At 61.9% G+C, this 12671-nt stretch carries 12 protein-coding genes; 2 read left to right on the top strand and 10 right to left on the bottom strand.

The features are described from left to right. Positions 1 to 35: 35 nt before the first annotated feature. From BT264_RS38125 to BT264_RS13125, 10 genes are all read right to left on the bottom strand, one after another. On the bottom strand, positions 36 to 776 hold the full coding sequence (locus tag BT264_RS38125) for a hypothetical protein (protein ID WP_143155687.1): 741 nt from the start codon (positions 774 to 776) through the stop codon (positions 36 to 38). 333 nt (positions 777 to 1109) lie between these two features. After that, on the bottom strand, positions 1110 to 2648 hold the full coding sequence (locus BT264_RS13165; RefSeq protein WP_143155688.1) for a hypothetical protein: 1539 nt from the start codon (positions 2646 to 2648) through the stop codon (positions 1110 to 1112). Further along, positions 2641 to 3048 carry a hypothetical protein gene (locus tag BT264_RS13160; protein WP_072437037.1) on the bottom strand — a complete coding sequence of 136 codons (408 nt, stop codon included), beginning with the start codon at positions 3046 to 3048 and terminating at the stop codon, positions 2641 to 2643. Before BT264_RS13160 ends, BT264_RS13165 begins: the two co-directional genes overlap by 8 nt. Before the next feature lie 169 nt (positions 3049 to 3217). Then, a complete protein-coding gene (locus BT264_RS39170) occupies positions 3218 to 3829 on the bottom strand; it encodes a hypothetical protein (RefSeq protein ID WP_072437038.1) in 612 nt (203 codons plus the stop codon). Beyond that, complete coding sequence (locus tag BT264_RS39165; protein WP_072437039.1) at positions 3826 to 4425, bottom strand: hypothetical protein; 600 nt, start codon at positions 4423 to 4425, stop codon at positions 3826 to 3828. The genes BT264_RS39170 and BT264_RS39165 overlap by 4 nt, the downstream gene beginning before the upstream one ends. 941 nt (positions 4426 to 5366) lie before the next feature. Next, complete coding sequence (locus BT264_RS13145) at positions 5367 to 6716, bottom strand: AAA family ATPase (RefSeq protein ID WP_143155689.1); 1350 nt, start codon at positions 6714 to 6716, stop codon at positions 5367 to 5369. A 28-nt stretch (positions 6717 to 6744) separates the two neighbouring features. After that, a complete protein-coding gene (locus BT264_RS13140) occupies positions 6745 to 7311 on the bottom strand; it encodes a bifunctional DNA primase/polymerase (protein WP_072437041.1) in 567 nt (188 codons plus the stop codon). Continuing rightward, a complete protein-coding gene (locus BT264_RS13135; protein WP_218173340.1) occupies positions 7308 to 7778 on the bottom strand; it encodes a hypothetical protein in 471 nt (156 codons plus the stop codon). The genes BT264_RS13140 and BT264_RS13135 overlap by 4 nt, the downstream gene beginning before the upstream one ends. Then, positions 7771 to 7968, bottom strand: a complete 198-nt coding sequence (locus BT264_RS13130; RefSeq protein ID WP_072437043.1) for a helix-turn-helix transcriptional regulator — start codon at positions 7966 to 7968, stop codon at positions 7771 to 7773. The genes BT264_RS13135 and BT264_RS13130 overlap by 8 nt, the downstream gene beginning before the upstream one ends. Positions 7969 to 8218: 250 nt before the next feature. Then, positions 8219 to 9529 (bottom strand): tyrosine-type recombinase/integrase, encoded by a 1311-nt coding sequence (locus BT264_RS13125; RefSeq protein WP_218173339.1) that lies wholly within the window; start codon positions 9527 to 9529, stop codon positions 8219 to 8221. A 478-nt stretch (positions 9530 to 10007) separates the two neighbouring features. Here BT264_RS13125 and BT264_RS39890 point away from each other — a divergent pair, with 478 nt between their 5' ends. Further along, a complete protein-coding gene (locus BT264_RS39890; RefSeq protein WP_256260622.1) occupies positions 10008 to 10373 on the top strand; it encodes a hypothetical protein in 366 nt (121 codons plus the stop codon). A 498-nt stretch (positions 10374 to 10871) separates the two neighbouring features. Beyond that, positions 10872 to 12401 (top strand): complex I subunit 4 family protein, encoded by a 1530-nt coding sequence (locus BT264_RS13115; RefSeq protein ID WP_072437045.1) that lies wholly within the window; start codon positions 10872 to 10874, stop codon positions 12399 to 12401. Positions 12402 to 12671 lie beyond the last annotated feature (270 nt).

Raw genomic sequence — 12671 nt, 5'->3', positions numbered from 1 at the left:
GCCTTATCCATTGGGGGCTCCAGGTTGAGGAAAAACTATCGTTGCGATGAGTTCGGTTGGAGTGCTTTGCCAACCGTAGTAGCCGTCCCTACAGTTGCTGCACTTTGTGCAAGCGATCGTACGGCAGGCGCTGATTGCGCTAATGCACTTCCAACGGCCCCCGTAGCGGCGCCAGCGGCAGCGCCTGTTATATAGGACTTCAGAGTTTCGCCAAGAATGGGCTCAAACCGATCCCAAAAATCAGAAGGTGACTTAAAGTCGCCTTTCACATAAGCATCCATCAAGGTCATTCGCAATGCTGTAGGTAGGGCGAATGCTCCGGCCATAGCTGTAACCGCCGCACCAGGGCCGGTTTCCGAACCACCCAGAGCACCGCCAGCGGCGCCGATTACGGCTGCTGGCGCGTCTCCGGCGAACTGCGCGACATTGGCGGCGAAGCGCTTATACCAAGGCTGCCCCGGTTGCATCGAAACGTCCGGCGCTTTGCCACGGGCTACAAGTCCAGTAACAGAGCTTTGCCAACCCGCCTCAACAGCTTGCCCCACACTCATTTCGCTATTCCCCGTCGATTCTGCTGGCCACGTGTCTCGCGGGGCGTTCACTCCGAAATGGGCCGCAATCTCATCCATTGAAAATCCCGCGGTGTACAACTGCCTCATTTGCTTCGTTTGCCACTCGTCGATTTCATCGGAGCTAAAACCGGCGGCTCGAAATTGCTTGATCTGAGCGAGGCCCGACGGAATATCCTGACCTGGCATGTTGTCTTGGTCACTCATCGAATCCTCCGATTAACCGATGCCTGCCAACGATGCATTGACTGATACGCCGGTGCCGCCGCTGACGGCAGCGCGCACCACACATGCAGGCAGCGGGATGGGCGTCGCGACGTAAGGGAGCGTGGCCGTCGTCTGAATCGCAGCGCCACCGAACGCTGCCACGGCCCCCCAGGTTCCATCGGGCAACTGTGCCTGCAGGGAAACGGTGGCGCCGCCGGCAGTACCGTCCGCGACGAACGCGTAATAGCCTCCGCGGATCGGGATGCCGGCACCGGTCGCGGATAGTGCGGCGCCGAGTGAGTAGACTTGACTGTCTGCGCGCATATACGCCCCTTAACTGAAGATGTCGTAGTCGGTACCGCGAGCAACCCTCTCGCGGTTCTCTCGTTCATTTCGGTACGTTTCGCGCGACGGCTCGCCCCAACGCACACCAACTTTCATCGGATTGCGCTCGGGCGGGCGATCGTCACCAAGGAGGGGGTAGTCGACGTCGGTAGCCTGGCGGACGCGCGAACCCTGTCGGCGCTCCTTCCCGACTGCCAGTTCCGCGCCGCCCAGTCCAAGCACGCCGTACTGCAGCGCGTCTTGAATGTGGCTGTACATGTTCTTCGTCGGCGTATCGTGGAAGTGCGTACCGTTACCCGACTGCACCGGCTGGAAGCAATACTTCCCATTGAACCCACCGCGCAGCGTCTTGCACTTAGGCGATAGCTGGAAGCCTGGGTATCCGTCCACCGCCTTTTCCAGGAAGAACGTCACGGCTTCCGTGCGCAGCGTAATCTCGTTCGTCCTCGCCGGGCGCCACCGCCACGGTGTATTGGCGTTTAGGACGTCGAACGCGGTGCGCTCCGTGTCCGTGCTGCGCGCGCTGCCTGCGGGGTCACCGTATGCGCCAATCACGGTCAGGTGCGAGTAGTGCTGCTTCCAGTACGTGTCGAGCGTCTTGGCGAACCGGCTGATACCGGCGTCGGTCGCCACCAATTCATCGAAGACGACCACGCGGCCATCGGCCTGCTGCTGAAGGAAGGCCACGGCGGGCGTCAGTCCGAAGTCGATACCAAGGACCACGCCAAGATTCAGTGCCGGCATGATGTCGTTCTGTGGAACGTGGAAGGTGTCCCGAAACGCCGGGTAGACCACCTTACCGATCCGCTGCGCAACAAACTGCGCATGCACGAAGCGGCGGCACCAATCCTCGTCGTTGGAGTCGAGCAGGCGCTGGTAATAGCCGCGCGGGAGGTTATTCACGTTCTCCGCGTCGGGCTCCATACCACCGGGCTGGATGAAGAACTCCCACGACTTCGGGCAGCTCATCAGCTTCTCGTGCACCCAGTGGTCCGGGTCGGTCATGTTCGACGTGAGAAGCAGCCCCGACCAGTAACACCCGCCGTCGCGCACGCTCGGATAGCGGCCGACACGCCCGAGTGCTGCCTGGATGATCTCGAAGGGAACCTCTGATACCTCGTCGAACCATACACCCGTGAACTCAAACGAGCGCAGCTTCTCCGCATCTTCGGGCCGATCGAGCGGGAAGAACAGCACTTCGATTTCCAGATCCGACGTGCTGATGTTGTGGACGATCGGTGAGCCCATAGTCACGCGGCCGAAGTCGTGCGGCTGCCATGACTGCCACGTCTTGATGGTTGCGCCCACCAGGTCCCGATACGTCGGGCGGATCACTGCCCAGCGCGAGCGGCGCTTACCATCCGGCCCGATCGGTTGCAGGGATGACAACATCAGGATCGTCATTACTGCGGTGGAGGACTTGGCAGAGCCGACGGGGCCCATCAGCACACGCACGTCGGCCATGCTTTCCATGAAAGCGCGGGCTTTCGGGCCAGGGGGGGCGAACGAGATGACGCGGTTATTCATTGTCTGCAATCTCCGCGCGGGGCGCCTGCGGTGTAACTCCGTTGATGACGAACGTCACATTTCCGGCGCCGGCATTCGGGTCTTTGTCCTTCAGAAGGCCCGCTAGCTTCATGCGCAGTTCGGCCACGCGGGTGAGTGCGGTTGCGTTCTTCGTCTGCACCGCGAACGCCGCCGCCGTTTCAAGTTCTTTCATCGCTGCGTCGAAGTCGTAGCCTGCCTTCTCGCGCAGCTCGGCGCGGCGCCGGTCGAGTTCGGCCACGATCAACGGATTGCGCGCAAGGTCACTGGCGCGGCTTTCACAGAACCCCGCTTCCCGCGCCGCCACTGGGCCGGACTTGCCCGCGAGTCGGCCATCGATGTACTTGAGATGGCGATCGTTCAGCTTTACAAGGCGCGGCATCGTCAAACCTCAACGCGCTCGACAACACGCGCTGACATCGCAACCCAGACGCGCGCATGGTGGAGACTGCAATACGACGAACAGGGAACCGACGGCGCACCGCAGAAAGCCAGCAGGCCGGTACGTTCAAGCCGTCCGCCGTGGAACTGGCAACGCGGGTAGAACCGGTTCATGCGCGCCCCCGAGCCTTCGCCAAGTTGAAGATGGTCGTGATGAGCCACGGATTCGAGCCGAGTCCGCTCACTTCGAGCATGTCGTGGAGGTTCGGATTGGCTCTCGACATGCGTTGAACCTCCTGCTGCGCCGCCTTCAAATTCGCCTCGTAGTCGTTTCCCCACTGGCGCTGCAGCACGAGCTCCGCCTGCTGTGTGGCGACGTTGCGTTCTTCAGTAGTCGGCGGATTGGCGGCGGCGGCGTTCCACAATTGCCCGATGTGGTTCCCGATGCTGGCCGGCACGCCTTCGCTCACAAATAACTGGCGCACGGCCATGTCTTGGGCCTGGTCGACCTGGACACTGGGGTCTACGGCGCCGAAGTTATACGCAGCCGCATTGTCAGGGCCGGTGAATACGGCAGCGTCGATCGGGTCGACACCTTGCGGCGGGGCGGTGGGTTTGGATGCTGCAACGAGCGGATCGAAACCCTGATCGGGGCCGGCTACCGCATCGGCGGCGAGCATCGCGTCGGCCTGTTCCCGCGTCCACACGCCGCGGTCGACAAGCGCCGCGGCCATCGTCTGCTCGACGCTCTCTGCGCCAGTCGTTTGGATGTCGTCCATCATGCGGCTCCCAGAGTCGTCTGCAGCCACGCACCGATGCGTTTTGCCTTCACATCCAGCGACTCAACAAGGCGCGGTTCCGGAACCAGCGCCGCCCACGAACAGCCAAGACGCGCGAGCTCGGTTCGCACGTCGCCTGCCAGCTGCGACTCGCCCAAGTGGGCTGCCTCCATGTCGATACTTGCGGCACCATCGAGTGCGACGCGTAGATCGGTGTTCGCCTGCATGAGGTCACTGTATGCATCTGCAAGCGCGGCTGCCGCTGCAGCAACCGTGGCCATCTTGTCGGCCCGAACTGCAGCGAGGCGCGCGGCATCCTTCCGACGGCTTTTCCGCGCGGCCGCCTGCTCGGCGGCAACGGCTTCGTCGTAACGCTGCTGTGCCACCGAAAGCGCGCCGCGCAGTGCGTCCGCACGTTCACGGGCGTCGCCGGCCTCACGCAGCAAGGCCGCGACCCGAGGCGAGCCTACGCCGTCCTCAAGCAGAGCATCGGCATAGGCGCCTCGCGCTGCGGTGGCGGACTGCTCGGCAACCTGCTGCTCGTGCGACAACGCAGCGATTGTCTGCTCGAGCCTTTCCGGGGTTTGCTTTCCGAACATCGGCGGTTTCCTTGGTTGTTACGATTTTCGTAACACATTGAAAATAAACAACTTTCCGTGAATTCATTATGCCGATTTGCAGCCCCGTAAACAAGAAAAATTTTGTAGTCCTTGACAAGTTGTTTTCGCCGTCAGGATGAAATCTAAAATCGCGCGGGGACTTGCCCCCGACAATGCACGCGGCCGGCCGAATTCCGGCCCCACCCGGCACCGGCGCCCCCCGGAGGGTCGACGGGTCCCATCTGCGCTCCCTGGGTCGCCTCGACGTCGACGCAGCGCACAGCGCTGCAGGGCCTCGTAACACGAACGTGCAGGGCGTTTGATTGAGCATCAGAAGGCCGTAGGCTGGGCAGGCTTGTGCATCAAGGCTGCGGCCAGGGTAGGGCGCTCGCTGGTCGCACACTGGTCGCGTTCGGCGCGCTGGTGTGTAGGTACAGGTGCAGGTAACGGGGCCAGCGGCGCGGCGAGCCTTGCCGATCGGCCACGGCTTGCGGAAGGCCGTTCCGTCGTACCGGTCGAGAGCGTTGCACCGAGCGCCTCGCGCACGGCGATGCCATTGCGGGCGCAATGCCAGTCTCACCCACGTGGGGCGGCAGGAGCTCAAGCGTGCGCCGGATGATGTCATCCCAGATTTATGGGCAACATGGGCAACACGACACACACACTCTCTCTAACCCCTATGTGGTGGTGTGTTTACGTGTTGCCCATGGCTGACGAGAGGGTGGGCAAGTTCACGGGCAACACGAAAATGGTGGGCAACTCGTGGCTGTCAACTTGCCCATGGTCCGCTGATCGTGTTGCCCAGGATGGTCAACACGTGGATGTCAATGCCCGCAAGGGTTTGCGGTCAAGTTGCCCAACTTGCCCGTGCGTCGGGTGTATGGGCATCACGAGTGTGGAAAAGCCGCCCGAAGGCGGCCTGTGCATCGACGCGTCGATACTCAGCTGAAGATGTCGCCGGCTGTCTTTGCGCCGGCTAAATCAGCGGTTGAGCCCGGCAAAATCCACATCCATTCGCCGTTTTTCGAGCCTTCGGCTTTCTTTGTGATGACGCCCAGGGCTTCACGTGCGCGGCGCAGCGTCTTATCGCTGATACCCGCATCTTTCGCGGCGGACTGCACTTCCTTGCCCGGCTTCGGCCCGCCTTGCAGTTGCTCGTGAACGAAGCGTGCCGCGCGTCCCACGGCGGTATCCGTGTCGCGTGTCTTTTTCTTATCGAGTGCTTCATCTGCGCTGCGTTCTTCGGTGCGTTCTTGCCACACTGCCTTCGACGTGGCGATGCCGCTGTCGAGTGTCACGCCTTCGACCGTGAAAAAAAACGACGTGCGATCATCGCCCACGTTGTTCTTTGCCGGGCTCATGGTGCGCATAGTGTCATCGTCCGAATCACGGGCCACGATGTAGACGGCCCGCGCTTGCGCCGCGAACGCACCAGAGCCGGTCACGCGGTTCAGTGCATTCGATTCAGACGACTTGTTCAAGTGGCTGATAGACAACAGTGCGGCGCGGCGTGATTCGGCCAGCTTCGAGATCATCGAGAGTGCGGCGCGCACGTCGGCGTTCTTGTGGCTGTCCGTTTCGCCCATGAAGGCGCTAATCGGATCGACGACGATCAGACGCAAGTCCGACAGCTTGTCGGCTAATTGACCGAGCAGATGGACGTCGCGCGTCAGGTCGAAGGCGCGCATCCCATCCTGTCCGTTTTTCAGCTTCTCGGGCACGCCGTCGAGCACGTAGACGCGATTCAGGTCAGCGCCTGCAGCTTCCAGGCGCGGCCGAATGGTGTCCGCGATGTCATCCTCCATCGTGAGCATCACTACGTCACCCTGCGGGCATTTCGAGCCGTCAGGCAACGTGCCCCCAACGCTCACCGCCGCAGCCAGATAAATCGACAGCTGCGACTTGCCGAGCCCAGGCTGCCCGGCGATGATGCTGTGCTTGCCGAGCGCGAATACGTTGGGCCACAGCCACTCGATAGGGCGTGCCTGCACATCCGCCACGCGCGTCACATAGAGGGGCGGCAGGGTCGGTTTCACCGGCTGTTCGACTTTCTCGAACACGGCTTCGGCTGCCATGCTGCCCGGCGGCTCCTGCCCGTACTTGAACGCGTGCGCCACCTTGACCGAAAGTTCATCGGCGTCCCACGGCGGATTGCAGCGTTCGTTCCAGTGCTCAACCATGAGCTCTACCGCCTGCTGCTGTGTACAGCCGACGTCCTTCAGCTTGGCTGCCACCTTGTAGGTTATGGTGTCGCCACCTTCGCCCTCGATTGCCGCCGGGGCCGTCGACAAGTATGTAATGGCGCGCTGCTGCGCGCGATCAGCATCGACCCCCCTGGAGTGGCGCGCGATCGGCCGGCGTTGCTTCTGCGGTTGCCCCAGCGCCGCGTACGAGCCTATACAGCCACTCGGGCGCGCGCTGAATTCGTTTGTGAGGGTCGATGAACCGATAGGTGTGGCCGTCGACGGTTGAGCCCGGCGCCACGATATAGCCGTTGTGTCCGCGCACGTCGATGTGGTTGCCAACCTTCGACACCGAGCTGCCAACTGGGCCAGCTGCGTAGAAGATCATGTGCCGGCCGCGGCGCGTCTGACTTTCGAGTGTTGCTGGGAGGGGCTTATTCGCGGCGACGAGATCGGCTAGCGCGGCTTCACCTTCAGGCCCATCAATGTCGAGCACGAAGATGTTCGTGTCGTTGCACACATCGCATCGGATGCCGATATTGAAATTGTCCGTGCTGAACGCTTGGCGGATGCGGTGCGCGTCACGCGTCGCGTCCTTGAATCCGTTACTTCCGTGCGGCGGCTTCTTGGACCCGGGCGCGAGCGGAAACACGTTGAACCCGCGGTGCTGCGCGAGTGAAAGGGCTTGTTCACGCAAGCTCATGTAGCCTCCTTCACATCGTCACGGAAACGGCACGCGTCGATGAAAATTTCCGCTGTCGGCGGGACGGCACGCATCCAGTTGCGAGGATCGCTCAGCAGCTTGTGCACACGCTCGTAGGCGACGTGGACGCCCTCGGCATCGCCACATTGCGCGGCGTCGGCGAGTTCGTCCAGTGCCGTCAAGGTCAGCGTCGCGTCGACCAGCGGTCGCCAGCCCAAGATGAACACGTCGAGGCGGAACAGATGCGGCTTACCGATGAACACGCTGAGCTGGCAGCGGTTGCCCTCCGTCTCGACGTCGATGACGTCGACCTCAGGCGGCGCGCCATGCACCATCCATTGATTCAGATGGGTGCGCAACGATCGATCGTCATCCGTGATACGGACAGAATCTGAATCGCCGTACGCTGTGTTTTGCTGGGGCCGCGATGCGTATGGAACATCGCGGCCTGTTTCTTTCTCAGGCATGCTGCGCCCCCTTTGCGTCGCGTTCGGCAACGCGGGCGCGCATCCATTCTTCCACTTCAGTTTCGATCCATGCGGAGCGGGAGCCGAATTTTACGGGCCTCGGAAATGCGTTGCGACTGATGAGCAGATAGATGTAAGGCCGGCTCGCGCGGGTCTTGCTCATCACCTGCTTGAGGTCGAGAAAGTTCACGGACGTTCCTTTGAACGAGTGCGATCGTTCGAAGGCCGTAAACGAGAAACGCCCCGAACGATCACAATGTGATCATTTCGGAGCGTCCGTTGCTCGAGCTTATCCTAAAATTCGACGCGGCTACCACGCATCGGCACTCAGGGGGCCCGGCGTCAATCGCTGTATCCGTCCTGGTAGCGTGCGCCGACTATAGCAAGCCAAGAAAATCCAGCGCAAACTATTTTTGCTCGTTGTAGCGATTTTCGTAACGTCAGCCGACTGCACGGATTGCATGCACGTTGTCCGTCGACGCCGGCGCCTTGACTTCGCAGTACGCGGCCCACTCGTCCATCAGCCGTCGGCGTTTCTCGAAGAGGTCGCCGCGGCGGTAGGCCGCTTCCACTTTGTTGTCGATTGTGTGCGCCAGTGCCATCTCGCGCAGATCGCGTGGCCACGCCGTCATTTCCGCCGCCCAGTCGCTGAACGTCGACCGGAAGCCGTGCACTACGATCGGCCGGTTGTCCTGCTTAGGATCGGCCCAGACGGGTGGGGGCGGGTCCTTCAGTTTTTCGCCGTTCATGCGCTTGATGACCGCTAGCAAGGTAGCGTCCGACATCTCTTCGTCTGGCTCGGTGCCTGGGAACACGTACGGGCCGGCCTTATGCCGTGCCAGATCGCGGACGATCTCAACCGCCCGCTCTGGCAGGGGCACTTTGAATTCTGTGCGCTTCGACTTCTTTCCTTTCATGTGATCGGTGGGAATCGTCCACACCGCGCGCTCGAGGTCGAATTCATCCCAGGTGGCGGCGCGCAGGGAGCCGCTTCGAACGGCAGTGAGGATCAGCAATTCCAGTGCACGAGCAGCGAGCCCGGGGCGCTGTCGCAATGCGACCACGAATTCGTTGATACGGGGGTAGGGCAGCGCCGGCTGCGGCTTCTCTTGCTGGACGTCGGCGGGAGCAGGCAGCACCAGGGCGAGGTGGTTCCTCCAACGGGCCGGATTGTCGCCCTTGCGGTAACCGTGCACCGTGGCGTACCCGAGGATTGCTTCCACCCGGCTGCGAACACGAGAGGCCGTCTCGTTGAGCTCCCACCATATCGGCTTCAACACCTTGAGCACGTGGGGCGTGTCGATGCTGGCGACCGGCAGTTGCCCAATCACGGGACTGACGTGGGTGGCGAGGGTGTTCTGCCACGCGGTTCCGTTCTTCGGGTTGTCGGCAAGAAATTCGGCTGCGCACTGGTCGAAAGTTCGGTCTGCCGCCGCGGCCAGTTCGGTCTGCCGCTTGGCCGCGTCTCTGGCCCGCAGCGGATCGACGCCCTGATCAAGCAGCTTGCGGAACTCGTGCGCCTTGTCGCGTGCCGCCTTAAGAGGCACCTTGGATAGCGGCCCCAGGCCAACGGTTCGCAGCTTGCCTTTACCGTCTTTCCCCATAACCACCCGGTCGCGGTATCGGAACACCCAGGCTTTAGACCAGTTGCCGTCTGCTTGCTCGCGCAACTGCAAGTACAGGCCCCCACCGTCGCCCAGAAGGCCGGGCTTCGTGGGAATCTTCGAAATTTGCCCTACGGTTAGATTCATCTGGCGCCCCGTAAACATACACCGGTACCTATACCTTATCAGGCGACTTGGGGAGATTCAAGTAGCCTTCCAAAGCTAAATTGGAACGGAAATGTCTTTAAATTCAAGTGGATGTAGACGTCCTTGGATCCCGGTAGCTTCGGGTCGGTCGGACTCCGTCTCCGCCAAAAGCGGTGACAAAGCCCCGCAAGTTCTCGGACTTGCGGGGCTTTTTCTTTTTCCGCTGCATCCACGCACAACTCATTCGATGCAGCCGGATCTCATCCGCAGGCGGAATTGGCCGAGGCAGCCAGTCAGGCAATGAGTGCTCGACTTGAGCGGCGGTAACGCGCTACATATTGCGTATCGATTGGCGCGACTCAAGGTGACGCTCTTGGCCAGCCCGCATTCCGTTCTGACAGTCCTCTCTCATTGACCTGTCGACGAACTTGTCGAAAACCACGAGCGTTACGCGCGGCTGCACGGCTACCGGCATGCGATGGTCGACGGCATGCACGTGTATGGCGAGCGCCAGCAGGTCCTGCACAAGTACCACGCGATCATCGCGCAGCTCGTCGCGATGGAGCCGGGCGCATTTCTGTTCGTGCTCGATCCGTTCTCCGTCGTGTCCGACCAGCACGCGCTGCCGGATGTCGCACGCGGTTACGATGCGATCGTCACAACGCAGACGTCGAAGTCGTCGCTGCCCGCCGCAAGCGGCATGATCGATTCGCACCATATCGTCGATGCGACGACGCTCGCGTCATCGCCGGTCTATGCAACGCGCGACAGCCGCTTCGTCCATTTTCTCGCACAACACAACCTGACGATGCGCGTACGGGACCGCCTGAGTCATCAACGCTAGCGGCCGGGAACATGAACGATGCGATGCCTGAACGGCGCCGAACGGTGGAGCGGCCATGCGCGCCCGATCTGCATCGGGCAACGCCGAATGAAATAAAAATGAAAGTGGTCATGTAAGGCAGGAAGCGCTGTGCGATCACTGCCCGACGCGACGTCACCCAGCGCGCCCCGGCCCTCCGAAACGATGCGTTGACGCCAAAATTGCGGCGCTGCGTCGATTTCCACGACATCCCTCGTCGAGCAATACAAAAAATTACTCATAAAAATCAGCATTCTGCGCCGACGCTGAAAATCGATGCGCTGCTGCGCTGCAAAAAATAATCGATCGCCTTATGCTGGTTAACCCGATTGCGCTTGAGCGGCATCAAGTTTTCCCGTGATACCGCTTTACATTTTGCCAACATTGGCGATTCACGAAATCTATCTGTCGATTTGATTTCGTTCCTTTCGTTTCGCCTGTCCCCGATGCAGTGCGCGACCTCATCAAGGCCTTGTTGACATGCATGATTTTCCCTTCCTGAGCCTGGCCATCTGGGTTCCGATCCTGTTTGGCGCGTGCGTGCTGCGCGCCGGTTCCGACCATCATCCGCGCCGGACACGACTGATTGCGCTCGCCGGTGCGCTGGCGGGGCTGGTCGCCGTCGTCCCGCTGGTCGCCGGTTTCGATGCGCATTCGGCCGCGATGCAGTTCGCCGAAAGCCGCAACTGGCTGGCGGCGTTCAATTCGGGCTGGCGGGTCGGCATCGACGGCGCGTCGCTGTGGCTCGTCGTGCTGACCGCATTCACGACGCTCGTGGTGGTGATCGCGTCGTGGGAGTCGGTCACGGTGCGTATCGCGCAGTACTACGCGTCGTTCCTGATCCTGTCGGGGTTGATGGTCGGCGTGTTCGCCGCACAGGACGGGCTGCTGTTCTTCATCTTCTTCGAGGCGACGCTGATTCCGCTTTACCTGTTGATCGGCACGTGGGGGCGCGAGCGCCGCGTGTATGCGGCCGTGAAGTTCTTCTTCATCTCGTTCGCCGGCTCGCTGCTGCTGCTGATGGCGATGCTGTACCTGTACGCGCAGTCGCATACGTTCGACCTGGCCGTGTGGCGCACGCTGCAGCTCGGTTTCGCACCGCAGTTGCTGGTATTCCTCGGCTTCTTTGCCGCGTTCGCGGTCAAGGTGCCGATGTGGCCGGTTCATACGTGGCTGAGCGACGTGTATACGGACGGCCCGACGGGTGCCGCGCTGATGCTCGCGATGCTCAAGCTCGGCGGGTACGGGTTCCTGCGCTTCGCGCTGCCGATCACGCCCGACGCGAGCCACTTCTTCGCACCGGCCGTGATCGCGCTGTCGCTGTTCGCGATCGTCTATGCGAGCCTGATCGCGCTCGCGCAGACCGATCTCGGCAAGCTGCTCGCGTACTCGACGGTCGCGCACATGGGCATCGTCACGCTCGGGCTGTTCCTGTTCAACCGGATCGGCGTCGAAGGCGCGATCGTGCAGCTCGTGTCGTACGGCTTCGTCGCGGGCGCGATGCTGCTGTGCGTGAACGTGCTCGTCGATCGCACGAAGCAGCGCGAGATCGCCGCGTACGGCGGTGTGGCGGGCGTGATGCCGCGGTTCGCGACCTTCGCGCTGCTGTTCGCGATGGCCAACGTCGGCCTGCCGGGCACGTCGGGGTTCGTCGGCGAGTTCATGGTCATCATGGGCGCGATCCGTTTCAACTTCTGGATCGGCGCGATCGCGGCGCTGACGCTGATCCTCAGCGCGTCGTACACGCTGTGGATGCTCAAGCGCGTCGTGTTCGGCAAGGTCGCGAGCCAGCGGATCGCGAAGCTCGCCGACCTGAACCGTCGCGAGATCGCGATGTTCGCGTCGCTCGCGCTGGTCGTGCTGGCGGTCGGCATCGATCCGAAACCATTCACCGACGCGATCGATCCGACCGTCGGCAAGCTGATCGACGAAGCCAGTCGTTCGAAGGTGCCTGCAGCGGACGGCCCCGTGCGGGCGCAGCCGGCGTACATGGCATCGACGCACGGCTGATCGCGATACGCCGCGAGGGCGGGGGCGCACCGCACGGCGATGCGGTCGTTGCGCATACATCGATTGCGGTCCGGCGCATGCGGCGCCGGGCCAGCTTCCGGCTGCGTGAAATTGCCCCGCGACAATGTGTCTCACGGCAGATTTTGCAATGATGATTTGTCGCACCCACCGGTTTTTCATCGCACCCGCGCGACGTATGATTCGGCCACTTTCGTGAATCGAATGCGCATCGGGCATACGCAAAACGGATTCAATGACCCTCGGGCTGTG

The sequence above is a fragment of the Burkholderia sp. NFPP32 genome (assembly GCF_900119325.1).
GTDB classification, from domain to species: domain Bacteria; phylum Pseudomonadota; class Gammaproteobacteria; order Burkholderiales; family Burkholderiaceae; genus Burkholderia; species Burkholderia pyrrocinia_C.
Note: the sequence above shows the minus strand (reverse complement) of the source record. Positions and strands in the feature narration are given on the sequence as shown.

What these genes read in the sequence shown, in the direction of transcription:
- BT264_RS39890 (WP_256260622.1), top strand. Translation starts at nt 10,008, where the DNA reads ATGGTCGACGGCATGCACGTGTATGGCGAGCGCCAGCAGGTCCTGCAC.
- BT264_RS13135 (WP_218173340.1), bottom strand. Translation starts at nt 7,778, where the DNA reads ATGCCTGAGAAAGAAACAGGCCGCGATGTTCCATACGCATCGCGGCCC.
- BT264_RS13115 (WP_072437045.1), top strand. Translation starts at nt 10,872, where the DNA reads ATGCATGATTTTCCCTTCCTGAGCCTGGCCATCTGGGTTCCGATCCTG.
- BT264_RS13165 (WP_143155688.1), bottom strand. Translation starts at nt 2,648, where the DNA reads ATGAATAACCGCGTCATCTCGTTCGCCCCCCCTGGCCCGAAAGCCCGC.
- BT264_RS13140 (WP_072437041.1), bottom strand. Translation starts at nt 7,311, where the DNA reads ATGAGCTTGCGTGAACAAGCCCTTTCACTCGCGCAGCACCGCGGGTTC.
- BT264_RS38125 (WP_143155687.1), bottom strand. Translation starts at nt 776, where the DNA reads ATGAGTGACCAAGACAACATGCCAGGTCAGGATATTCCGTCGGGCCTC.
- BT264_RS39170 (WP_072437038.1), bottom strand. Translation starts at nt 3,829, where the DNA reads ATGATGGACGACATCCAAACGACTGGCGCAGAGAGCGTCGAGCAGACG.
- BT264_RS13125 (WP_218173339.1), bottom strand. Translation starts at nt 9,529, where the DNA reads ATGAATCTAACCGTAGGGCAAATTTCGAAGATTCCCACGAAGCCCGGC.
- BT264_RS39165 (WP_072437039.1), bottom strand. Translation starts at nt 4,425, where the DNA reads ATGTTCGGAAAGCAAACCCCGGAAAGGCTCGAGCAGACAATCGCTGCG.
- BT264_RS13160 (WP_072437037.1), bottom strand. Translation starts at nt 3,048, where the DNA reads ATGCCGCGCCTTGTAAAGCTGAACGATCGCCATCTCAAGTACATCGAT.